This is a genomic window from Mucilaginibacter sp. (assembly GCF_036568825.1).
Taxonomy (GTDB): Bacteria; Bacteroidota; Bacteroidia; order Sphingobacteriales; family Sphingobacteriaceae; genus Mucilaginibacter.
The window spans coordinates 37492-60173 of the sequence record NZ_DATCRU010000031.1; the positions used below are offsets into that span (position 1 = coordinate 37492).

General features: G+C 42.9%; 18 protein-coding genes and 1 tRNA gene. 11 read left to right on the forward strand and 8 right to left on the reverse strand.

The genetic code is table 11. The features are described 5' to 3' along the window. Positions 1-30 precede the first annotated feature (30 nt). The 3 genes from VIM89_RS06695 (at position 31) to VIM89_RS06705 (ending at position 2127) form a co-directional block, all read left to right on the forward strand. The gene (locus VIM89_RS06695; protein ID WP_488155367.1) at positions 31-378 is read left to right on the forward strand and encodes a group II truncated hemoglobin; all 348 of its coding nucleotides are present in this window, start codon (positions 31-33) and stop codon (positions 376-378) included. 77 nt (positions 379-455) lie between these two features. Further along, positions 456-1247: a diadenylate cyclase CdaA gene (gene cdaA, locus VIM89_RS06700; RefSeq protein WP_488155368.1), complete on the forward strand. Its 792-nt coding sequence runs from the start codon at positions 456-458 to the stop codon at positions 1245-1247. Between the two features lie 58 nt (positions 1248-1305). Next, positions 1306-2127, forward strand: coding sequence for a sterol desaturase family protein (locus VIM89_RS06705; RefSeq protein ID WP_488155369.1), 822 nt, complete (start codon positions 1306-1308; stop codon positions 2125-2127). Here the strand turns inward: VIM89_RS06705 and VIM89_RS06710 are convergent. The 3 genes from VIM89_RS06710 to VIM89_RS06720 all read right to left on the reverse strand — a co-directional run bounded on the left by VIM89_RS06710 (position 2117) and on the right by VIM89_RS06720 (position 6496). After that, complete coding sequence (locus tag VIM89_RS06710; RefSeq protein WP_488155370.1) at positions 2117-2500, reverse strand: hypothetical protein; 384 nt, start codon at positions 2498-2500, stop codon at positions 2117-2119. The genes VIM89_RS06705 and VIM89_RS06710 overlap by 11 nt on opposite strands. Positions 2501-2681: 181 nt before the next feature. Further along, complete coding sequence (locus VIM89_RS06715; protein WP_488155371.1) at positions 2682-5201, reverse strand: M1 family aminopeptidase; 2520 nt, start codon at positions 5199-5201, stop codon at positions 2682-2684. Between the two features lie 14 nt (positions 5202-5215). Beyond that, on the reverse strand, positions 5216-6496 hold the full coding sequence (locus VIM89_RS06720) for a metal-dependent hydrolase family protein (protein ID WP_488155372.1): 1281 nt from the start codon (positions 6494-6496) through the stop codon (positions 5216-5218). A 283-nt stretch (positions 6497-6779) separates the two neighbouring features. Between VIM89_RS06720 and VIM89_RS06725 the strand changes: the two genes are divergently transcribed. From VIM89_RS06725 to VIM89_RS06740, 4 genes are all read left to right on the forward strand, one after another. Continuing rightward, positions 6780-9461 (forward strand): ABC transporter permease, encoded by a 2682-nt coding sequence (locus VIM89_RS06725; protein ID WP_488155373.1) that lies wholly within the window; start codon positions 6780-6782, stop codon positions 9459-9461. A 103-nt stretch (positions 9462-9564) separates the two neighbouring features. After that, positions 9565-11937, forward strand: coding sequence for an ABC transporter permease (locus tag VIM89_RS06730; RefSeq protein WP_488155374.1), 2373 nt, complete (start codon positions 9565-9567; stop codon positions 11935-11937). A gap of 157 nt (positions 11938-12094) precedes the next feature. Then, positions 12095-16270 carry a beta-propeller fold lactonase family protein gene (locus VIM89_RS06735; protein WP_488155375.1) on the forward strand — a complete coding sequence of 1392 codons (4176 nt, stop codon included), beginning with the start codon at positions 12095-12097 and terminating at the stop codon, positions 16268-16270. Between the two features lie 86 nt (positions 16271-16356). Next, complete coding sequence (locus VIM89_RS06740; RefSeq protein ID WP_488155376.1) at positions 16357-16863, forward strand: OsmC family protein; 507 nt, start codon at positions 16357-16359, stop codon at positions 16861-16863. A gap of 15 nt (positions 16864-16878) precedes the next feature. On the opposite strand, the gene VIM89_RS06745 is transcribed toward VIM89_RS06740, so the two are convergent. Both VIM89_RS06745 and VIM89_RS06750 read right to left on the reverse strand, forming a co-directional pair. Continuing rightward, complete coding sequence (locus tag VIM89_RS06745; protein WP_488155377.1) at positions 16879-17076, reverse strand: hypothetical protein; 198 nt, start codon at positions 17074-17076, stop codon at positions 16879-16881. Positions 17077-17211: 135 nt separating this feature from the next. Then, positions 17212-17400 (reverse strand): hypothetical protein, encoded by a 189-nt coding sequence (locus VIM89_RS06750; RefSeq protein ID WP_488155378.1) that lies wholly within the window; start codon positions 17398-17400, stop codon positions 17212-17214. A 224-nt stretch (positions 17401-17624) separates the two neighbouring features. On the opposite strand from VIM89_RS06750, the gene VIM89_RS06755 reads away from it, so the two are divergent. Further along, a tRNA-Val gene (locus VIM89_RS06755) sits at positions 17625-17699 on the forward strand. Between the two features lie 70 nt (positions 17700-17769). Here the strand turns inward: VIM89_RS06755 and VIM89_RS06760 are convergent. Further along, the gene (locus VIM89_RS06760) at positions 17770-19143 is read right to left on the reverse strand and encodes a hypothetical protein (RefSeq protein ID WP_488155379.1); all 1374 of its coding nucleotides are present in this window, start codon (positions 19141-19143) and stop codon (positions 17770-17772) included. A gap of 214 nt (positions 19144-19357) precedes the next feature. Here VIM89_RS06760 and VIM89_RS06765 point away from each other — a divergent pair, with 214 nt between their 5' ends. The 3 genes from VIM89_RS06765 to VIM89_RS06775 all read left to right on the forward strand — a co-directional run bounded on the left by VIM89_RS06765 (position 19358) and on the right by VIM89_RS06775 (position 21524). Next, positions 19358-20245: a LamG domain-containing protein gene (locus tag VIM89_RS06765; RefSeq protein WP_488155380.1), complete on the forward strand. Its 888-nt coding sequence runs from the start codon at positions 19358-19360 to the stop codon at positions 20243-20245. A gap of 188 nt (positions 20246-20433) precedes the next feature. Continuing rightward, on the forward strand, positions 20434-21066 hold the full coding sequence (locus VIM89_RS06770; protein WP_488155381.1) for a DUF1684 domain-containing protein: 633 nt from the start codon (positions 20434-20436) through the stop codon (positions 21064-21066). Between the two features lie 152 nt (positions 21067-21218). Continuing rightward, positions 21219-21524 carry a hypothetical protein gene (locus VIM89_RS06775; protein ID WP_488155382.1) on the forward strand — a complete coding sequence of 102 codons (306 nt, stop codon included), beginning with the start codon at positions 21219-21221 and terminating at the stop codon, positions 21522-21524. A 17-nt stretch (positions 21525-21541) separates the two neighbouring features. On the opposite strand, the gene VIM89_RS06780 is transcribed toward VIM89_RS06775, so the two are convergent. Together VIM89_RS06780 and VIM89_RS06785 are read right to left on the reverse strand one after the other, a co-directional pair. Next, positions 21542-21895 carry a DUF2304 domain-containing protein gene (locus tag VIM89_RS06780; RefSeq protein ID WP_488155383.1) on the reverse strand — a complete coding sequence of 118 codons (354 nt, stop codon included), beginning with the start codon at positions 21893-21895 and terminating at the stop codon, positions 21542-21544. 5 nt (positions 21896-21900) lie between these two features. Further along, a complete protein-coding gene (locus tag VIM89_RS06785; protein ID WP_488155384.1) occupies positions 21901-22611 on the reverse strand; it encodes a glycosyltransferase family 2 protein in 711 nt (236 codons plus the stop codon). Between the last annotated feature and the right edge of the window lie 71 nt (positions 22612-22682).

A 22682-nucleotide genomic window follows, 5' to 3' on the forward strand; every position in this document is an offset into this window, starting at 1 on the left:
GATGATATTTTGCTGCCGGTTTTCAAGCATATGTCGCCTGAGCACCGGATGCATGTGGCCCATTTTGTAGCCGAAGTATTTGGCGGCCCAAAGCTTTACAGTGAATCAGAAGGAAGCCATTTTAAGATGATCCAAAAGCATTTGTCGAAACATCTTACACACGAACAACGCAAACGCTGGATAGACCTGCTATTGCAAACTGCCGATGAACTACAGCTGCCCGACGATCCAGAATTCCGTTCCGCATTTATGGCTTACCTGGAGTGGGGCACCCGCATAGCTGTGATCAACTCCAATACCGACGAAGTAACTGAAAGTCCCGATGTGCCTATGCCTGTTTGGGGCTGGGGTGTTCCCGGAGGGCCGTACCAGGGATGATTCAGACTTACGAAGTTTCTAAAACTTCGTAAGTCTCCTGAGCTACATCTAATAAGGGAAAATACTAACTTAGCCGTATGCATTTATTTGATCTGAGCCATCTGAAGGTGACCTTCTTTGATATACTGGATATCTTGCTGGTGGCTTTTATCATTTACCAACTGTACAGCCTTATCAGGGGTACAATAGCGGCCAATATCTTTATTGGTCTCGCACTCATCTATGTGCTGTTCTTCGTGGTGCGGGCATTGCACATGAGTTTGCTTACGGCAATTCTGCAAAACTTTGTCAATGTGGGTATCATCGCCGTCATCGTCGTCTTTCAGCAGGAGATACGACGATTTTTGCTGCTGGTGGGCAAAAATGCCTCCCTGCAGCGAAACAAAGCCTGGTGGGCCTATTTTTTTGGCAAACGCGAGGACGAAAAGAACAACTACGCCCGTATAAAGCCCATCATTGATGCCTGCAAAAGCATGAAGCAAAGCCGCACCGGTGCACTTATCGTATTCGCCAAATTTTATGACGAACAGTTTTACCAGAACAGTTGCGAGGTGCTCGACTCAAAAATATCCAAACGTTTACTGGAAAGTATTTTTCAAAAAAGCAGTCCGCTGCATGATGGTGCGGTGGTGATATCGGAAAATAAGATCAAAGCCGCAAGTTGTATTCTGCCATTGACCGACAAAACAGACTTACCATTGCAATTCGGCTTGCGCCACCGTGCAGGCATCGGCGTAACCGAAACAAACGAGGCGACAGCCATTATCGTATCCGAAGAGACCGGCGAAATATCTTATGCCAAGCAGGGCCGGGTTAAAATGAACATCAGTTTTGCTGAGCTGGAGAAGTTGTTGAACAAAGATTTCTGATCAGTAAATTAATTATCAATATCTTAAAATCTTTTAAGGGCTTGATCGTCATATCAATATGATCGCTGAAATAACATTGGCCAAAGCAGGTGAAGTAGCACGTGTGCTGTTCAGTATAGTAGGACGTTATTTTTTGTTGGCCGGTGTATTTTACTTCATATTTTATGTCTGGAAGAACCACAGATTCTGGTACGCCAAAATTCAGCAGCGGTATCCTGAAAATAAGCATGTTCTGAGAGAGATCAGTTATTCTATGCTGAGTGTATTGATCTTTGGGGTGATCATCATTCTAACCATCGTTGCAGGCCAAAAAGGCTATACAAGAGTTTACAACAATGTTCATCAGTATGGTTACTTCTATTTCTTTTTCAGCATCATCCTGATGATCTTCCTGCACGATACCTATTTCTACTGGACACACCGGATAATGCACTGGAAGCCTTTATTTAGGATTGCACATAAAACGCATCACCTTTCCATCAACCCCACTCCTTTTGCGGCTTATGCTTTTCACCCCATAGAGGCAGTTATCGAAGTGGGTATTATTCCCCTTATTGCATTTGTCATGCCTTATCACCCTGTTGCGCTGGTGATATTTACGATATATTCTCTTTTACTGAATGTAGTGGGGCATCTCGGGTTTGAGATATTTCCAAAAGGATTTGCCAGTCACCGGCTGTTTAAATGGCATAATACATCTACCCACCATAACATGCATCACCGGTTGACCAAATGCAACTACGGACTTTACTTCAACATATGGGACAGGCTGATGAAAACCAATCATCCCGAATATCAAAAGTCGTTTGATAATGTGATAGAAAAGCGTGAACAAGGCAAGTTGTTACCTCAAGATAAATTAGAAAAAATCAGTGGGTAACCGGCTTCGGTAATCCCAATGGCACTACTTTCACCACAGGCATCTTTTCCATATTGCCACTAGGTTTGGTAACAGGCATATGATCAATGTTGCCGCTTGCCTTTGCTATTGGCATATGGTCAATATTAGCAGACGGGCTTAACAAGAACTGATTATTATCAGTCAACTTATTTGGCGCTAAAGCCAGTAACTGCTCGTTTGGTTTAACTGAAAAATTTTTAAACAGTGTGCTATCACCCGGTTTAAACTGAAATAAGTTTTGATCCTTTGGGGTCTTGAACAAATTCTGATCGAAAGGTTTTAGGGTAGATTGCTGCGCTTTCAATTGGGAAGCGCCTGCAATGAAGATCAGTAATAACAATAATTTTTTCATAGCCGGTTTATGTTATCGCTAATATAAACAATGCGATTGTTAAATAGTGTTATTTTTTGAGGATGAAGTGTTAAATGGAAAGAGGACTCTTTGTGCTCTCAGTGTAAATCTCAGTGTCCTCCGTGATAAAATTAAACACAAAGGACACTGAGAGAATCACAAAGCACACAGAGGCATATTATTATTTCGCCTCTTTATCCTTTGCTTCATTAAGCGCTTTTGCAGCGTCGTCAGCGGCTTTTGCTGAAGCATCATCCTTCAGCTTGGTACGCTGATCTTTGATGTTATTCAACAAGCCGGCTACAAACGGAGCAACACCATTGTATATCTTGTATTTCATACCGGCCTCTTTAAGCGCCTCAATACCTTGTTGTGCATCAGCCGAGCTATCTATATTACCGGTCATCTGCGCAAATTTCCTGATCAGCATAAACTTGGTATTGATATCACCGTCGTTGAAATGCTGGTAAACAAAAGGCCATTGAGCCGACTTACCGCTTTCGGCAAATACGCCAACCATAGCAGTAGTTAAAGCACCACTGTTGTCTTTTTCGAAACCTTTAGCTACTTCCAGGGCCTGTGCAGGATCAAGCTGATCGATACCATTCAGGGCAGCACCCTGCACAGCATATGATTCGCTTTTTAAACCTTGTTTAAACATGGCCATGTTGTCCTGTAATTTCAGTCTAGCCAATAAATTCATAGCTGCTGCACGAACCAAAGTGTTCTCGTCGTTCTGTGCCAACGAAGTCAACACCGGCAAAGCAGCGTTATGAATATCATCGTTCTTCATATTCAAAGCGCGGATGGCTTTTATACGCAGACCATAATATTTATCCTTCAAAGCAGCAATAATGACCTTTTGCGCATCTTTTTCTGTCTGTTTGTTTTGAACAGCTTCAATGGCCTCATAACGATCAAGATATAAAGGTGCATTGGCGTACTGGAAAGCATATTCGCCCAGGGTTTTATTGTCGGTTTTAAGGGTTAATAAAACTTTATCACCATCCACATTCACCAGATCGGGTTTTACATCTGAATGGAATGTCAGGGTATCCATCTTGTCGTCCATCCAAACTTTGTGACGTACTTTTTTACCCCCTGCATAAATATCTACCGCAAAAGGTAATTTAAAAGTTTGTCCATCCTGTTTCTGAGCCAGGTAAACGGTTTCGGTTTTTGAAGCGTCATCCCACTTGTAGTTGATATCTAATACCGGGTGACCGGCACCATAATACCACTGGTTAAAATACCAGTTCAGATCGCGGCCGCTTGCTTCTTCTAGGGCAAGACGTAGTTGTTGTGCCTCGCCATTTTTGAAAGCGTTTGTTTTCAGGTAGATGTTCAGTCCTTTAAAGAAAGCTGCATCGCCCAGGTAATTACGCAGCATGTTTAAAATACGGCCACCTTTTTTATAGGTCACTACGTCAAACATGTCTTCCTTGTCATTGTAATGGAAGCGAACCAGGTCCTTTTGAGAGGCCTCAGGATTTTCAAGGTAGCTTTCCATGGCTTCGTAACTATGGGCATCAGCCTCATCCTTACCGTATTTATGCTCAGCCCAAAGCATTTCGCTAAAGTCGGCAAAAGACTCATTTACGGTCAGGTTGCTCCAGCTTTCGCAGGTTACATAATCGCCAAACCATTGGTGGAACAACTCGTGCGCAATAGTGCTTCGACCGTCATCATAGTAGCGGTCGATCAGCTCGCGGTGCGTACCCTGAACATATGCACCATGTAGCGTAGCCGTAGTATTTTCCATCGCACCGCTCACATAGTCACGCACTACGATCTGTGAATATTTGTTCCATGGAAAATCAACACCCAAAGTTTTTGAGTAGAACTCGATCAGTTCAGGAGTCATCCCGAAAATCTCTTTGGCATACGGCGCGTATTTTGGCTCCAGGTAATAGTTTACTTCTTTATTGCGCCATTTATCATGGTAGATCTTAAAATCGCCTACCGCCATCATAAACAGGTATGGCGAGTGTGGCAGTTCCATCTTCCAGGTATCGGTGCGGGTGCCGTCAGCATTGCTTTTCTGTGAAGCCAGGCGGCCGTTTGACAACGTAACATACTTAGCCGGAACAGTCATGCTGATCTCGTCAGTAGTTTTTTGCTCTGGCTTGTCGATAGTTGGGAACCATGCGGATGAGCTTTCTGTTTCGCCCTGAGTCCATATCTGGGTTGGCTTATCTTTTTCAGTGCCGTCAGGGTTAATAAAATATAAACCTTTGGCGTCGTTTATTGCAGCACTGCCTTTGGCTTTCAGCTGATTTGGTTTTGATGTATAATCAATGTAGATGGTATACGATTCGTTATTATGATATGTCTTATCCAAATTGATGGCCAGGCTCAGGCTATCCTCATATTTATATTTCAGCGGGATGTTTTTACCATCTTTCACTACTGAAATATTTTTAATATCCATGCCTTTGGCATCCAACCTTAAGCTATCGGTAGGATAAAAATGCGGGCGCAGCGTTACCCACTCTTTGCCGTACATAAATTGTTTTTTGTAATCGAACCTAACATCCAGTTTGGTATGTACCAGGTCGTTAATTTTAGGCGGGGTTTCCCGGTAGATATTCATTGCCGGGTCTACGGTTTTTGCAGCGGCTTGCTGCGCATAGGAATTGTTCAGGCTTACCGCAAGAGCTCCCGAAAGAGCTATCGCAGAAAGCGTCTTCAGATTAATCATGTTCAGTTATTAAATTATTGATTTGTATAAATTTTGCCTTCCTTCATCACAAAGGCCATATTCTTCATTGTTTTTATGTCTACCAGCGGATCACCATCAACTGCCACAATATCGGCAAGTTTTCCTTTAACAATGCTACCAGTTTGATTGTTTATTCCTAAAAGGTCGGCGGCGTTCACCGTGGCTGCTTTTATAACCTCCATCGGCGGCATGCCTGCCTCAACCATGTATTGAAATTCCATATAATTTTTGCCGTGCGGATAAACGCCGGCATCGGTACCAAAAGCTATTTTGACACCCGCTTTGTAGGATTGGGCGAAATTGTTCTGTATCTGTGTACCCACTTCGACCGCCTTACGTGCAATCACCGGCGGAAAATATCCCGGAATTTTTGCCGAGTCAGATACTGATTTACCTGCAATGATAGTCGGCACCAGGTAAGTACCGTATTTTTTTGCCAATTCCCTGTCCTCATCGTTCATAAAAGTGCCGTGCTCGATAGAGGTAACACCGGCCAGTATTGCCCGCTTGATTCCTTCGGCGCCATGAGCATGACAAGCCACCCTCAGACCATAATCCTTCGCGGTCTCAACAACAGCTTTGATCTCATCTATAGTGAATTCAGCACCTGATGAGTTTTCGCTCAGATCGAGCACACCACCGGTAGAGGCAATCTTGATTACCGCCGAACCTCTTTTTATCTGTAAACGGACAGCTTTTACCAACTCATCCCTCCCATCGGCAACACCATCATCCGGACCCATTTTATGATCGAACACATCATCCCTAAAGCCAACTGAATTATCCATGTGACCACCGCTTGCTGAGATTGCACGACCTGCTGTAATAATCCTTGGACCATCAACCAACCCTTGCGCCACTGCTTTGCTTAAACTGATATTCACTCCTGAGCCACCCAAATCGCGAACGGTAGTAAAACCGGCCATCAACGTTCGCTTAGCATAGATCTGCGCATGATAAGCTACATCCGCATCCGTCATCGTAAAGGCATCAAGCATACCCGTTTTGCTGTGCTGTTCTTCTAAATGAACGTGGCAATCGATCAGCCCCGGCATTACGGTTTTGTTTTTCAGGTCGATCACTTTATCGCCCGAACTACCGCTTGTATATCCTTTCTGAATATCACTGATCATTTTCCCATCAACCACTATCGTCATTTCAGCTTGAGCTTTGCCGGATATCCCGTCTATCAGTTTACCACATTGTATGTAGGTTTTTTGAGCAAAGGCCGAAGAAGCCAGGAGTAGAAATACCAGGAAGGGGAGTTTACGCATAAGCTAATCAGTTAATAGTTAGCTAAATTATAAAGATTTTACAGAAAAAATGACCCGGGCATGCAACCAAAATGTGCGACAATCATCTTTTTGATGGTGAAAGTATGGATTATGGCATAACTGTCCGCCTGAAACCGGACACACCGTTCATATCCGTACAGTTGCCTTTTGTTGGCTTTATTTTAAAGCATTGATAATAAGCAGATTGCATTTTGGCATGTATTTTATCGCGAAATAAGACCTGACAATGCTATCTGAATGAAACATCTAGCCTATTGAGAACATGAACATTGAAGATCACATTTTAGCACTGGTAGCCAAAAAACTAGCAAACGGAGCTTCGGAGGAAGAGATAAGAGAATTAGATGAGCTGCTGCAACAGCACCCGGACATCCATAACAGGATAAAGCTGATGGCGGAATGGTGGCAAAGCGATACTGAGCAAAGCATTGAAGCTAATAGTTATTTCCGTTTCCAAAAAATATTGGAACGGATTAAGGATAATGGTCCATCTATTGAGCAAGGCGAACCATTGCGTGACAATCCTGTCAAAAAGAAACAGCGGAATAGTGTGATTAGTTATTTTGCAAACCGTTTTGGTATGATCGCAACTTTTATAAAAATTGCATGGCGTAATGCGCAAAAAAACCTGACTTACAGCTCTATTAATATTTTAGGGCTTGCCATCGGGATGAGCGTCGCTTTACTTATTGGCTTATGGGTGAATTATCAATATTCTTATGATCGTTTTTTGCCGGATTATGACCAGCTTTACCAGGTACGGCAGAACTTTAATACCGGCACTGAAATACTGACCGATAATGACGCATCATTAAAACTAGCACAAGTATTGCGTGACCGCATACCCGAGATTAAACGTGTAAGTGTAGCGCATTTTGACAACCACGGACTAAGAAATGGCAACCATAAAGTATTTAAGCAGGGCGCCATCGTTGATAATGACTTTTTAAAAACGTTGAAATTTCAACTGCTAAAGGGTGACATCAATACCATCTTTAAGGATGCTTACTCGGTCGTGTTAGACCAAACAACTACTAAGGCCTTATTTGGCGATGCTGACCCGATAGGAAAAGTGATCAACCTGGATAACCGGAATAATGTAAAAGTTACCGGGGTGATGAAGGATGTTCCCGAAAATTCGACAGCAAAATTTAATTTCCTGACCCCACTCGCCTATACCGACCTTACTGAGGGCTGGATAATTGAAGGCAGAAAAGGTGGCTTTTATGGCAATCAGTTTTGGATGGTGGTTGAACTTAATCCCGGCGTAACTTATGCGCAGGTTGAACCTAAGATCAGAGATATTCAAAAAGAAAGTGCCAATAAAAAATATGCCCAGGTATGGATGCAGCCCATATCACGGGCGCATTTATTTGCAGAATATAAGAACGGAAAAGAAGTCGGCGGCTTTATTGAATATGTGCGCCTATTCAGTATCATCGGTGTGTTGGTACTCGTGATTGCCTGCATCAATTTTGTTAATCTTTCTACCGCCCGCTCCCAGAAACGGGCCCGCGAAGTTGGTGTTAGGAAAGCTATTGGTTCACAAAGACGGCAGTTGGTATTGCAGTTTTTAACTGAATCGTTTCTATTTACGGCAATCGCTTTTGTATTATGCCTTTGCTTTGTGCAATTAGCTTTATCGCCCTTTAATACACTTACCGGTAATAGCATTGCCATACCTTTTATCAGCATTAAATTCTGGTTTATCGTTATCGGATGCGTGTTTTTTACCGCGTTACTGGCAGGCAGCAGGCCGGCCTTCTACTTGTCATCATTCAACCCGGTTGAGGTTTTGAAAGGTAAAATGTCGACAAGCAGATCGTCGGAATGGTCGCGCAGGGTGTTGGTGGTAACGCAATTTGGTTGTTCTATTGCACTTATTATCAGCACGGTGGTTATTTACCGGCAGATACAATATGCCAAAAACCGGCCGACCGGGTACAATATCGATCGCCTGTTGTTAACCGACTTTAATAACGATCTGCACGTTAATTATGTGCCGCTGAAAAACGAGTTGCTGCAAAGCGGGCTTGTTGAAAGTGTTACTACTTCCAATAGTGCGGCCACCGAACATTATGGAACCGGGAACCTTGACGATTGGCCCGGCAAGCAGCCCGGCGAAACGGCTCAGGTGGCTTATATCGGCATTTCTGAAAGCTACTTCCATACGCTTGGGATAAAAATTAGTGAAGGCATGGAATTTGACAGGGCCGCAGATACATCCAGCGTTATATTGAACGAAGCGGCAGTTAAGAGACTGCGCCTGAAAGATCCATTAAGTCAGCACTTTACGGACGACAGAAAGCAACCTATCCGCATAAAGGCTGTAGTAAAAAACTCATTGATGGGTTCGGCGTTTTCATCAGTCAATCCAACATTGTATTATTACGAGCCGCGTTGGTGGACCTTCCTGATCTATCGCTTGTCGCCGCATGTAGAAACGCATACTGCTATGGAAAAGCTGACTAAGATATTTAATAAATATGCACCTTCATTCCCATATAGTTATCGCTTTGCGGATGAGGATTACAATAAAAAATTCCAGTTGGAAGAATTGGTTGGGAAACTGTCAGGTATTTTTGCGACGCTGGCCATTTTTATATCCTGCTTAGGCTTATTTGGATTAGCAGCTTATGTTGCCGAGCAGCGCACCAAAGAGATTGGGGTACGTAAAGTGTTGGGAGCATCAGTGTTCAGTCTATGGCAATTGATGTCGAAGGATTTTGTAGCGCTGGTGGTTGTATCGTTACTGGTAGCCATCCCGTCGGCTTATTATTTTATGCACAATTGGTTGCAGGGATACGAGTATCATACACAATTATCCTGGTGGATATTTGCTGCGACAGCTATAGTATCCATACTAATCACTTTAGCTACAGTGAGCTTTCAAAGCATTAAAGCGGCGATGATGAATCCTGTGAAGAGCCTTCGGAGTGAGTGACCAGTTAAACGGTTATCAGTTAACCAGTAACTGGTAGAGTGGCAGTAGCAGTTGCAGTCTAAACCAGTGAACAAATGAACTATTGAACAAATGAACTAATACGATGATAAAGAATTATTTGAAAGTTGCCTGGCGCAACCTGGTAAAAAACAGGACACATACATTTATCAATATGGCCGGTCTTTCGGTTGGATTGGCTTGTAGTCTGCTAATATTATTGTGGGTGCAGAATGAAGTGAACATGGATGGCTTCCATAAAAACGGGAAGTATTTATACCAGGTTTATGAGCAGCAACATTATGACAATAAGATAAACGGCCAATATTATACACCGGGCGTTTTGGCTGCAGAATTAAAGCGGGTAGTTCCGGAAGTGCAATATGCCGTGAGCGCTGTCTTTTCTGATGAGCACAATTTTAAAGTCGGCGATAAGATCATTAAACTAACAGGTGGTTCAGCGGATGCCGATTTCTTTAAAATGTTCAGCTATCCACTGATTCAGGGTAATGCAGGCAATTCATTACGGACAGTGTCGGATATCTCGATCTCGAAAAAGATGGCGCAGGAATTCTTTGGAAGCGCACAGGCAGCGATGGGCAAAACTCTTCGTATCGATAATCGTAAGAGCTTTATCGTCTCCTCTGTGTTTGAAAACGTTGGTGCTAATTCCTCTTTGAAGTTTGACTATTTGATAAACTGGACATCGTTTTTGGAAGATAATCCGTGGGCAAAAGAATGGGGGAACAATACGCCTTCTACCTACATCCAATTGCGCCCGGATGCTAACCCGGGTTTGGTAGATCAGAAGATCACGCACTTTTTAGAGAAACTGGATAACAATGAAAAGCCGGGCACTTTTACCCAGGAACTTGCCCTGCAAAAATTTGACGAGGTTTATCTGCACAGCAATTTTAAAGAAGGAAAAATTGACGGCGGCCGGATAGAATATGTGCACCTCTTCAGCATTGTTGCAGTATTTATTTTGCTGATAGCCTGTATTAATTTCATGAACCTGACAACAGCACGTTCGGTAAAACGCGCTAAGGAAATTGGAGTTAGAAAGGCAGTTGGCGCGATAAGAAGCGTCCTGATCAAACAGTTTATCTGTGAATCATTATTGCTTACTACAATAGCAGTATCGGTTTCATTGTTTCTGGTAGTCGCTATTCTGCCCCTTTTCAATGAGATCACTCAAAAGCAAATTGAGTTACCCTTTAACGATGTGAAATTCTGGGCAGAATTATTATTGATCACCTTTATTACCGGTATAGTTTCGGGTAGTTATCCTGCTTTGTTCCTGTCATCATTTAACCCGGTTAAAGTATTGAAGCGAACCTTAAAACTTGATTCGGGCACTATCTTATTTCGCAAGGGCTTAGTGGTATTTCAATTTGTTCTTTCGGTAGTACTAATAATCGGGACTATCATTATTTCGCGACAGATATCTTATATCCAATCTATAAATCTCGGTTTCGACAGGGAGAATATGATTTATATTCCGCTTGAAGGAAACCTGGTCAAGAAATATGAAGTATTAAAACAGGAAGCTTTAAGGATGCCGGGGATACGGTCAGTTACACGTGCCGAAAATCCGCCGACTAAAATTTCCCCATCTACCGTAGGTGTAGAATGGGAAGGTAAAACACCCGGTACAAGTATTTCTTTTTCAGACGACATCGTAGGCAACGATTTTACCAGTACAGTAAAATTAAAAATGGTGGCTGGACGCGATTTCTCAAAGGATTTCCCTACTGATTCTACAGCGTATATTGTTAACGAAGCCGCGGTAAAAAGATTTGGTTATGCTGATCCTATCGGGAAATCGATCACCATGTGGGGTGTAAAAGGTAAGATCATCGGAGTAGTAAAGGACTTTCATTTCAGTTCACTGCATGATCAGATCAAACCGCTGATCATTCGTTATGGTGAAAATATCGATTACGGCTTTGCGATAGTAAGGACTGCGGCCGGCAAAACGAAAGAAGCGCTGGCCAGCCTGGAGACTATTACAAAACAATTAAATCCTGACTTCCAGTTTACTTATACTTTTTCGGATGATGCCTACAACAAACTGTATAATAATGAGCAGATTGTCAGTAAATTATCCAATGGGTTTGCCTTCCTGGCGATATTTATTTCCTGCCTTGGATTGCTGGGCTTAGCCATGTTCACTGCAGAACAACGTCTTAAAGAAATCGGCATCCGTAAGGTGTTGGGTGCAAGCGTAGGCTCTTTGTTTGCTTTGCTGTCATCGGAGTTTTTGGTATTAGTTGTCATTGCCCTCATAATAGCTACGCCGGTTGCATGGTATGCTATGGATAAATGGCTGCAAAACTTTGCCTATCATGAACCGATGCATTGGTGGATGTTTGCCCTGGCAGGTGGAATTATCATTTTGATCGCCCTGGCGACAGTGAGTATACAATCGATGAAGGCAGCATTGGTTAATCCAATAAAGAGTTTACGGAGTGAGTGACCGGAGATCAGTTAACCGGTTTATCAGTTGATCGGCACCCGGTAAACTGATAAACTGGTTAACCGATCACTGAATTAACCAGGAAGTTTTTTCAAAATAGAATAAGTAAATACAACTTTTTTTGCGTTTTTTGAGTAGACAATCTGAGCCTTAACGCATGAAGAGATTTCTACTCGTAGCAAGTATAATTGTTTCTGTTTTCTTTTTGTCGCGCCAGGCGAAGGCTCAGGGTACTCAGACTGTTGTAAGCGGTAATCAAACAACTACCGTTAATTTTCCATCTGGTGGCTGCGGTTACAAGTGGGTCAACAATACACCCGGAATAGGTCTGGCTGCAAGCGGCTCAGGTGATATCCCTGCGTTCACTGCTGTAAATACAGGTAGTACGCCTATCACGGCTACCATTTCGGTCACCCCTGTTGCTTCATCATTTGCCTATGTTGCCAATTATGGTTCAAATAACGTTTCAGTTGTCAATACTGTCGATAAAAATGTTATAGCGACCATCCCAGTGGGTGCGGGGCCTTATGGGGTTTCTGTTAACACGAGCGGTACATTAGTTTATGTAACAAATCAAACGGATAACAGTGTATCCGTTATTAATACTACAAGCAATACAGTAACTGCAACTATTCCGATCGGATTGAAACCTGATGGCGTGGTCGTCAGCCCTGACAGCAAGCGCGCGTACGTTGCCAATTACGGTTCAAATACGGTGTCTGTTATCGACGCAACAACCAATAATGTGCTAACCACTATACCGGTTGGCGTAGGCCCCCTTGGAATTACAGAAAGCCCTGATGGCAGCCACGTTTATGTTACCAATGTTACTGCAAGCACCATGTCGGTAATAAGCACGTCAACAAATAGTGTAATTACAACTGTACCATGCGGGTGGTTACCGGAAGGTATTACCGTTAATGCAGACGGCAGCCTGATTTATGTTGCTGTATGGGGATTGAACCAAATTTTGATCCTGAACGCAACAGACTATTCAAAGGTTAAATATATCCAAATGGTTGCTAATCCATTTGCAATTGCTTTAAGCCCGGATGGTACCAAAGCGTATGTTTCAGGCAGCGGTTATTTTACTACTATTTTTCTTTCCGACGATGAAACAATGACAACCGCTGCGACGGCAAGCAATGGCATATCAGTTACGCCTGATGGCGCATCAGTTTTTTCTCTCGATTATTATGGTGTGCTGGATGTCGATGTGTTACCTTACTATAGTTATCATGAAATCGCAGTTGGCAACAATCCGGTTTCTCTCGGTAATTTTATTGCCAACGGGCCGGGTTGTAACAGCTCGCCATTTACCTATACTATTACGGTAAAACCGTTAGCCGTCCCGCCAGTTATTACGACAAGCACCGCAACGGGTACCATTTCCGCATGCCAGGGTTCGCCCTCTGCCAGTCCGGATATCGAGCAATTCACCGTATCCGGAACCGGCTTAACAAGCAACATTACAGCTACCGCGCCAGCAGGTTTTGAAGTATCGCTTTTAGCAAGCAGCGGCTACGGGAATACGGTAACCATTACTCAATCTGGTGGCACTGCAAGTAACATTACAGTCTATGTCAGATCGGCCGCTTCTGCTACCGGTAGCATTTCCGGTAACGTAACACTTTCTTCCCAGGGCGCAAATACACAGAATGTTGCTGTAGTAGGTAAAATCAATCCATTACCTACGGTAAATAATCCAGGCAATCAAACTGTTAGTGCGGGGAGCAGCACTACTGCTATCAATTTTACAGGAACGGCAAATACATTTAACTGGACAAATAATAATCCCGCGATAGGCTTGCCTGCAAGCGGAACAGGTACCATACCAGCATTTACCGCGGTTAATAATGGTGCTACACCAATTACCGCTACAATTACGGTTATGCCGCAATCAGTAAGTTATGCATATGTTGCAAATTCCGCAGATAACACAGTTTCTATAGTCAATACGGCAACAAATACAGTTATAGCAACCCTGAATGTAGGGAAGTACCCCACGGGAGTTTCAGTTAGTCCTGACGGTAGCCGTGCCTATGTCACCGATCAAGGCGACAATACTGTTTCGATAATAAATACTATTACCAACAAAGTAATAGCTACAATTCCAGTAGGTTTAGGTCCCTGGGGGATTGCGATAAGTCCCGATGGGAGCAAAATTTTTGTCGCTAATACCAATGGGAATTCAGTATCGGTAATCAACGCAACAACTGGCTTAGTAATTAACACTATACCCGTGAATGGACCTTGGGAGTTAGCAATAAGCCCTGACGGTACGAGATTATACGTATCAAATCCATTGCCTATCTCAAATTCAAACGCTGTCACCGAAATTAATACAACTACAAATAAAGTTATTGCTACAATCATAGTTGGTTTACAACCCAACGGGCTGGCAGTAAGTCCGGATGGCAGTAAGGTCTATGTTGCATGCGAAAACTCGAATAAAATTTCGATTATTAATACCTTAACAAATACGGTCGATGCACAATTATCCACACCTACTCCCGCAGAAGTAGTGCTAAGTCCTGATGGTAGCCGTCTATATGTTTCAAATAATCTTTCAGACGAGGTTTCTATATTCGATACTTCGACAAAATCGCTGATAACAGAAGTTCCTATTACGCGTCAACCTTATGGTTTATCATTAAACAAGGATGGTAGTTTGCTATATGTAACTATATTAGACAGGAATAACGTCTCCATCTTAAATACTTCAAATTATACATTTACGGCATCGGTTCCCGTGGGTAATAGCCCTTGGGGATTGGGTAACTTTATAACAAATGGCTCCGGCTGCTCCGGCATTCCTGTTACCTTCACCATTACCATCAACCCAACACCACCAAGTATTACAACCACGGCCGTAACTGGTATTATATCCGCATGTGAAGGCTCGCCTTCAGAAAATCCGAACATTGCACAATTTACTGTATCGGGAAATAGTTTATCAAATAATATTGTTGTCACAGCACCTTCAGGGTTTGAAGTATCATTGAGCGCAACAGGCGGATACGGCAATAGTGTTACTATACCGCAATCGGCAGGAGTAGTAAATGATGTGACCGTATATGTCCGCTCGGCGGCTTCGGCTACTGGCAATATATCAGGAAATGTGACTTTGTCCTCGCAAGGCGCGAATAGTCAGAACATTGCTGTAACGGGTGAAATAAATCCATTACCTACAGTAAACCCTGTCCCTAATCAGGTAGTTGTAAGCGGAAGCCTTACTTCGCGTATCCATTTTACAGGCACCGCAACCAATTATAATTGGGCTGCCGATAATAATATCGGAACCCCGAATTCCTCCGGCCCGGATATTGCCCCATTTATTGCAACCAATACAGGCAGCACACCGCTGATAAGTACATTTATCGTTACCCCAGTCAATTTAACAACAGGGTGCAGTGGCACAACTATTACTTTTACAATCGAAGTCGATCCGCTTTTGCCTGCCAGCGTTACCACAACCGGTACTTTATCATCGCTTTCAACTATCTATGGCACGGCGTCAACATCGACCAGTTTTACCGTATCAGGCACCAATATCAATACAGGTATCCTGGTTACCCCACCTGCAGGCTTTGAGGTAAGCACAGATAATACTAACTTTAACTCAACTGTTACAGTCGGCACATCGGGCACCATCAATGCGACGAAAGTATATATTCGTTTAACATCAAAAACGCCTGTTGGCACTTATTCCGGCAATACCGTATTAAGCAGCGTAGGTGCGACGGGTGTCAATGTACCCGTTCCTATTTCTGTTGTTACCCCCGCCCCACTTACTATTACCGCTAACAATGTTCAAAAACGCTCCGGTCAAACGCTTACCAATGGTTTTGTGCCGACAGGATTTACATCCAACGGATTGCAGAATAGTGAATCTATCGGGAATGTTTTAATGACTTATGGCGAGGGCGCTGACGCATCTTCCAAAGTGGGGACTTATACCGGGTCGGTAACGCCTTCCAATGCATCAGGCGGTTCATTTGATCCGAAGAATTATACCATAACTTATAAAAGCGGTGATATCATCGTCACCGAAAGCCCTGCCGGCGGACCAGTATCTATCCCAAATGCTTTTACGCCTAATGGCGATGGCATTAATGACGTTTGGAATATTAAATCCCTTATAGATTATCCCTCGTGCATGGTGTCGATATTTACACGTTATGGCAGCATGATCTATCAATCCAGGGGCTACGCCAAACCCTGGGACGGAAACTATAATAACAACCCGTTACCTACCGGAACTTATTACTATATAATCAATCTGCAAAACGGGCAACCTCCTTTATCCGGTTGGGTGGCGTTGATACGTTGATTATGCCTGAATAACAACAGTTTTACTTTCCATATACTATATTTTTGATTTTCGTAAGGTACATTTGACCTATTAAATCCAATTTTATGGACGCTACCGAATTAAAGAATTTACAGGCACCGCTGAAGGAGAAATATAAAGTGGAGCCTGATACTGCAATGATCACGCTGAAAGCCGAAGGGAATTTAGGTGATGGCATATCGTGCAAAATAGAAACCGGCAAAACATTGGTTGAAGCGGGGCTTCATCCGGCAACCGGCGGCAATGGCATGCTGGCCTGCTCGGGCGATATGTTATTGGAAGCATTGGTGGCATGCGCTGGAGTTACTTTAAGCGCCGTAGCTACTGCAATAGGCGTCGACATTAAAAGCGGAACAGTAAAAGCCGAGGGCGACCTGGATTTTCGGGGCACACTGGGTGTATCAAAAGAAGCTTCAGTGGGTTTTAAACAAATACGATTGGGGTTTTATTTGAACACCGACGCTAACGAAGAGCAAATGGTCAGCCTTGCTAAGCTTACTGAAAGATATTGCGTGGTGTATCAAACTATAACAGGAGGCACACCTATTGATACCAGTTACAATCTGCAATAAAACCAAAACAGGATCTTAAGCGATGACAGCCGATCTTCTTTCTTTAATCTCGTGAAGGATGTGATTTAACTTCTGGTGCAGAAGCGTAATTTGATTTAATATCGAAAGGCGCAACTCAAGTGCATTAGCAGGATTGTTGGTTTCTGCTATCAGAATATTGATCTCCAATTTGGTATCGGAAGACTCTTTGTAAAGCTCTATCAGTGATTTCATACAGCTTCAGCAATAAGTTGGTTAAATTAATTACCAATAAAACGCAGGAAAAGTTTATTAAGTATACAGAAAAGTAACCTTAATTTAAAATGGGTGGGAAAATAAAAAGTGATAAGTACCTGTAAGTTTGTCAGTTCAGGCAGCTTGTCTTTCTCTTATTTCACGTTGTACGGTGGCCAGTTCGGCACGTAGGTTTGTAACTTTTGATATAATGTTCAGACGGGTAGTTAGCGTCTCGTCATAGCGATAGTTATCCAATAATAAAGCTTTTATATCTTCTTGAAGTCTTGTTGCCTTTTTCTGCAGCACATTAATCGATCTCATAGTATTGTTAAAATAATTATAATAGTTAAACGATATTTTTTATTAAAAGTTTAATTCAGAACGCATCTGAATTGTAAAAATTATGTAGATAATACAGCAAACATCTTGCCATTTTAAACCAATTTGACTCATACTCAGTGAGTTTTACAAAAATTTGAATTATTTTTTGTCTAATTGATCATACATCCTATATTTGCAGTCCCAAAACAAAGGGATATAACAAAGGGAGTTTAGCTCAGCTGGTTCAGAGCATCTGCCTTACAAGCAGAGGGTCACTGGTTCGAACCCAGTAACTCCCACAAAAAAGCCACCATACGGTGGCTTTTTTAGTTTGTATTTTTCGCAAATTGAAAGGTTGACGAACCAAGCTCACCGCCAATCTGCCCAATTACTTTGGGCCGCCCAGTTATCGCTCAGGGCACCGCGGTAAGCTACCGGGGTAAAAAATGCGTCGGAAAAATCGGCTCCGGAAAAATCGGCTCCCGTTAGTGCCGGCGAATCGCTTGCCGGGCGCAGGTCTGGTGCTCCCTGGGGGTTGTACATCATCATCAGTTTCATATTGGCTGAAGTTGCAATAACCACATTTTTATTAACAGCGTTGGTTTCGAATGTGGTGAGCACGGGGTCGGCAAAAACACCTTTTACATCCTGGTCCCAGCAAAACGTACGCGCAAGAGTATCAGCTTCCACCAGGTTGCTTCTAAATTCGGCACCATCGTCGTTCAGGATAAGCGGGCGGGTGCGCGGGCAAACCATAAATGCGCCCTCCGAATATTCGGCTACGATGGAATTTCTTACAGCCAACCGTGTCCCTTTACGCATGTATACGCCCTGGTTGATGTTTGTCTTTGTCGCGTCGATCCCTTCCGGGCCAACAATGGTCATATTTGAAACAACCGGCCGTGTGTAGGGCGTATTATTGGTGGGGACAGAGTCATTATAACTTTCAAAACCATTGGCCCTTAATGCCTGTGACGAGGAATGTGTACGGTAGCCTACCAGAAATTGCAGCTTGCCTTCATACCCCAGATCGAAATCAAAATCGTCATCGCCGCAGTTATAACTGATGAGGTGAGTTGCATTTACGGTACCACCTACAAACTGGAAGCTGTCATCGTTTGAATATTTCACCATCACGTTATCTATGTGGGTACCTGAGCCTATGCCCGCCAAAACCAGACCGCTTGCTTTATCTACTGCCCACTCATCTTCAGCCGGCGGGTTAATGCCGCCCGTATACTCGAGCCTGAGATAGGTAATTGACCCTGAATTATCGTTCGCTGCCTGACCGCCATACTGTGTATCGGCAGTAATTGGCAGACCTGCAACATGCCCCACGCCTACATTTGCAGGCGCATTACCTAAAAGAACGATCGCCCCCCAATCGCCCGGCGCCTTTGATGTTGCGGCCGAGCTGAATACAACGGGATTATCGACAGTACCGTTAATGTTTAATTTGGAGTTCTGAGTGATCACCAATACACTCTTTGCCGACCTTTCTGCATTCACCTGCGCATAAACGGTGACCCCTGCCGGAATGGTAAGGGTAGCATTGTTCTTTACATACACCTGTCCTTTAAGAAAATAGCTTTTAGTGGGATCAAGCGTAAGGTCTTTTGTGATGGTTCCTTGCAGCGTATCCATCTTCCGGTTGTCCGGCGATTTAATCTTTGAGGGGTTGTCTTTTTTACAGCTGGCAAACACACCTATCCCTGCCAGTAATAGTAAAATTATCTTTTTCATAGTTAATAGAATTATTTAACTAATAACTAATGAGCATTGTCTAATGTTTCTGCTTTACGGTAAAAACGATTGAGCAATTAAAATAACCGTGCACTTACTATTACCAAGCCGCGTAAACTACAGTTAAGTCTGAAATTACTATTTAATTACTCTTTTTAATCTAAAATTAAAAAATTAGTTTTAACTCATCTATTAATCAAAAAATATTTTTAAAATGAAAAACACTTTATTTACAACGGCAGTTGCGCTGTCGCTATTGATGAGCGCGTGTACAAAAGATCAACGTCAGGCTCCGGCTAATGATGTTAACGCAGGCGGTGAAACCTTATCGCTGGCTGATCTGAACAGTTTTAACAGTCCGCAGGGTCAGAAAGACCTGGCAGATGGATTAGTTGGGTACTATCCATTTATCGGGAATGCTAATGATTCATCGGGAAATGGCAATAACGGCACCTTGCGGGATTTTTATACCGGGGGAGAGAATACGTTAAGTCCGCCGATATTAACTAATGATAAATTCGGATATTCAAATTCGGCCTATTATTTTAATGGGATATCAGATTTTATTACCCTTCCTCACAACCCTTTATTGGTAGGTACACCAATCAATGAGGGCATTGGCGCTCCGGTTAATCAATTCAGTATTTATGTAAGATTTAAATCAGATACCAGCGGAGCAATTCAAACCCTGGTGCAAAGTGGAGACGGTCATGCCAGCGTGTATTCAGCGCAACTGGTTATCAATCCGGATCAAAGCATAGCATTCAATTGGTCGTTTATCATTATTCCAAGTGGCAGCAGCGCAAATTTAACAACAGCGGCCAACATTATACAGCCCAACAAATGGTATGACCTGATTTTGAACTATAGCAACTCCCAGTTCACACTGTATTTAAATGGCCGCCAGGTTGCAATTAATAATTCCAATCCGAATTCCGATTTTACTACAGCAGGGTTCTTAGACAATCTTAGGATCGGCACGACATTGGGCTCCTTTCCGGATGAATTTTTTAAAGGAACAATCGATAATGTCAGGTTCTACAACAGGGAGTTAAGTCGCAAAGAGGCGTTATTTTTATTAATTGACAGGAAATTGAAATGACCAATTACCCTTAGCGATCTAGCTATAGTTTTGTTTCGGCAGGGCCTCTGGAAAGGGGCTCTGTTTTGCTTAAGGGGCGATTAGAACAATGAAAGGTAATTCTAATTGGGTATCATTGGAGTTACTTCAGCTTTCGGTTGCTGTAATTCTACTTTTCTCATAACAGTGAATATTAAATATATTGCGTCATGGAAATAAACCTAATATCTAAATTAAGTCACAGAAGTTTGCTGATTGCATTATTGGTGATCGGCCTGAATAGTTTCGGTCAGGATCATAAAACCCAGGTTGCCGAATGGCAGAAAAAATACATGGATGATTTCCTGAGCGATACACATTCTCCTTTAAAAAAAGAGGATCTGCAATATCTGCGCTTTTATGATGCCGATAGTACTTTCAAAGTAACCGCAAAAGAAGAGTTGTTATCGAATGAGCAGATCTTTATCATGCCGGTTTTTGTGGGAACGGGTCGTCAATATGTACGTTATGCTGTATTGAAGTTTAGTCTTAAAGGTCAGCCAATGCAATTGACCGTATACCGGAATATTGCGCTGTCGGCTATACCACAATACAAAGATTATTTATTCCTGCCATTTACTGATGACACCAACGGTGCTGAGACCTATGGCGGCGGGCGATATATTGATTTGCGTGAAGGCGACTTTAGAAACAATGAAATCGTGATCGATTTTAATAAAGCTTATAATCCTTACTGCGCTTTTAGCGGCGGTTACTCATGTCCCAAGCCACCCGATGAAAACCATCTTCAAATTGCAGTGAAGGCCGGAGAAAAATTATTTGCAGGACCAAATAAACATTAAACAATTGAATCTGATTGCAAATAAAATTTGTCGCGCCAACCCACCCATTCAAGTATCCACACCATAGCCGTTAACTTAAGGATTAAAGATATCATTGACGGTGACTACTACTGGCCGTATTATGATTCTCTTATAATTTCTATCTTTAATAAATGCTGGCACATTTTATTCCGCATAAGGGAAGAGGGGCAATTGTTCTTGCGCTTCCTTTAATAATTGCACTTATTCTTTTTACCGTAGCTGATGCCGTTCACCTGGATGAGCGATACATTGGAGGCATTTCCCTTTTATCCTCATCTTTTATCATATGGTTTTATGATGGCGGTCCGCAGTTATTAAGGGAAGGACGAACCAGAGGCAAAAAAAGTAAGCATACTTTGTTCTGGATAGAAATCAAATATTGGGCCCTGATCACAGGTATAATAGGTTGTGTATGGTTGGCTGGCATAACCGTATAACGTCAATCAAAGACTATCTACTTATGCTCGCTCACATACTTATCAAATTGTTCCTTCAGCAATGAGATTTCCTGTGCGAGCTTTTTGTTGTTGTTGTGGAGTTTGGAAGCGACTACGCTTAAATGCAGCAGGTAAATCAATATAGCGAATATAAAACCTGTGAAAACCATATTGGCAGGGAGGATCACTCCTGTCAGCCTGCTTAGAAGTTCGAGGCCTTCCGTCCAGAAGGAGAATATCACCAGGAAAACCGTACATATAACCCACACTATGGCGTACTCCTCGCGCAGTTTGCCTTTGATTATAAGCCGCGCAATGTACAGCAGGAACAAAATGTTCACGATAATGGCAATGATCTGTATCCTTAGCATAATGATCAGGGTTTACGAATGAATGAAAAAAACATAGCCAGGCTAACTTTAATGCAATAATATACTGACCCGAAACTTCGTATAGAAGACTGCCCGCCGCGCCTGGCGCTCATAATTACGGGCACTTCGGCGATTTTTAAACCTGCTTTTGAGAATAACACCAGTGATTCAGGCTCCGGGTATTCATCAGGATAATTTGCTGCCGCGATCTTGATTGCTGCTTTATCGAACAACCTGAAACCGGAGGTGCTGTCATAAATATGCTTTCCGGTCATCACCCGGTTTACCCAGTGAAAATAGCTGATGCCCAAACGGCGCAGAAATGAAGATTGAAAGCCTTCTTTCTCCAAAAAGCGTGAACCGATAACAATATTGGCGCCTGATTCCATATGATGACCCACCAGTTTTTCCAATTCCTTTGGCGGGTGCTGACCGTCGCCATCCAATTGTATGGCAATGTCGAAACCATTATCGCGTGCATAGCGGATGCCTGTTTGTACCGCGCCGCCAATGCCTAAATTGACAGGGAGGTCAAGTACGGTAGCTCCATGCTTTCGGGCCACGGTAACGGTATTATCTTTAGAGCAATCGTTGATCACTGCCACCTCCATCTGGTAGCCTCCGGGTAAGATTGTTTGATGAAGCTCGTCTAAAACCGAGGGCAGCGAAGCCTCTTCATTATAGCATGGGATGACAATTAGAACTTTGCCGGGCATCAACTGTAACAGGATAGTTTAAATGAGTTAATTTATTGTGGTGAAATTAAAGGTTTTTTGCAAAATACTAC

What these genes read in the sequence shown, in the direction of transcription:
- VIM89_RS06695 (WP_488155367.1), top strand. Translation starts at nt 31, where the DNA reads ATGTCGCCTGAGCACCGGATGCATGTGGCCCATTTTGTAGCCGAAGTA.
- cdaA (WP_488155368.1), top strand. Translation starts at nt 456, where the DNA reads ATGCATTTATTTGATCTGAGCCATCTGAAGGTGACCTTCTTTGATATA.
- VIM89_RS06705 (WP_488155369.1), top strand. Translation starts at nt 1,306, where the DNA reads ATGATCGCTGAAATAACATTGGCCAAAGCAGGTGAAGTAGCACGTGTG.
- VIM89_RS06710 (WP_488155370.1), bottom strand. Translation starts at nt 2,500, where the DNA reads ATGAAAAAATTATTGTTATTACTGATCTTCATTGCAGGCGCTTCCCAA.
- VIM89_RS06715 (WP_488155371.1), bottom strand. Translation starts at nt 5,201, where the DNA reads ATGATTAATCTGAAGACGCTTTCTGCGATAGCTCTTTCGGGAGCTCTT.
- VIM89_RS06720 (WP_488155372.1), bottom strand. Translation starts at nt 6,496, where the DNA reads ATGCGTAAACTCCCCTTCCTGGTATTTCTACTCCTGGCTTCTTCGGCC.
- VIM89_RS06725 (WP_488155373.1), top strand. Translation starts at nt 6,780, where the DNA reads ATGAACATTGAAGATCACATTTTAGCACTGGTAGCCAAAAAACTAGCA.
- VIM89_RS06730 (WP_488155374.1), top strand. Translation starts at nt 9,565, where the DNA reads ATGATAAAGAATTATTTGAAAGTTGCCTGGCGCAACCTGGTAAAAAAC.
- VIM89_RS06735 (WP_488155375.1), top strand. Translation starts at nt 12,095, where the DNA reads ATGAAGAGATTTCTACTCGTAGCAAGTATAATTGTTTCTGTTTTCTTT.
- VIM89_RS06740 (WP_488155376.1), top strand. Translation starts at nt 16,357, where the DNA reads ATGGACGCTACCGAATTAAAGAATTTACAGGCACCGCTGAAGGAGAAA.
- VIM89_RS06745 (WP_488155377.1), bottom strand. Translation starts at nt 17,076, where the DNA reads ATGAAATCACTGATAGAGCTTTACAAAGAGTCTTCCGATACCAAATTG.
- VIM89_RS06750 (WP_488155378.1), bottom strand. Translation starts at nt 17,400, where the DNA reads ATGAGATCGATTAATGTGCTGCAGAAAAAGGCAACAAGACTTCAAGAA.
- VIM89_RS06760 (WP_488155379.1), bottom strand. Translation starts at nt 19,143, where the DNA reads ATGAAAAAGATAATTTTACTATTACTGGCAGGGATAGGTGTGTTTGCC.
- VIM89_RS06765 (WP_488155380.1), top strand. Translation starts at nt 19,358, where the DNA reads ATGAAAAACACTTTATTTACAACGGCAGTTGCGCTGTCGCTATTGATG.
- VIM89_RS06770 (WP_488155381.1), top strand. Translation starts at nt 20,434, where the DNA reads ATGGAAATAAACCTAATATCTAAATTAAGTCACAGAAGTTTGCTGATT.
- VIM89_RS06775 (WP_488155382.1), top strand. Translation starts at nt 21,219, where the DNA reads ATGCTGGCACATTTTATTCCGCATAAGGGAAGAGGGGCAATTGTTCTT.
- VIM89_RS06780 (WP_488155383.1), bottom strand. Translation starts at nt 21,895, where the DNA reads ATGCTAAGGATACAGATCATTGCCATTATCGTGAACATTTTGTTCCTG.
- VIM89_RS06785 (WP_488155384.1), bottom strand. Translation starts at nt 22,611, where the DNA reads ATGCCCGGCAAAGTTCTAATTGTCATCCCATGCTATAATGAAGAGGCT.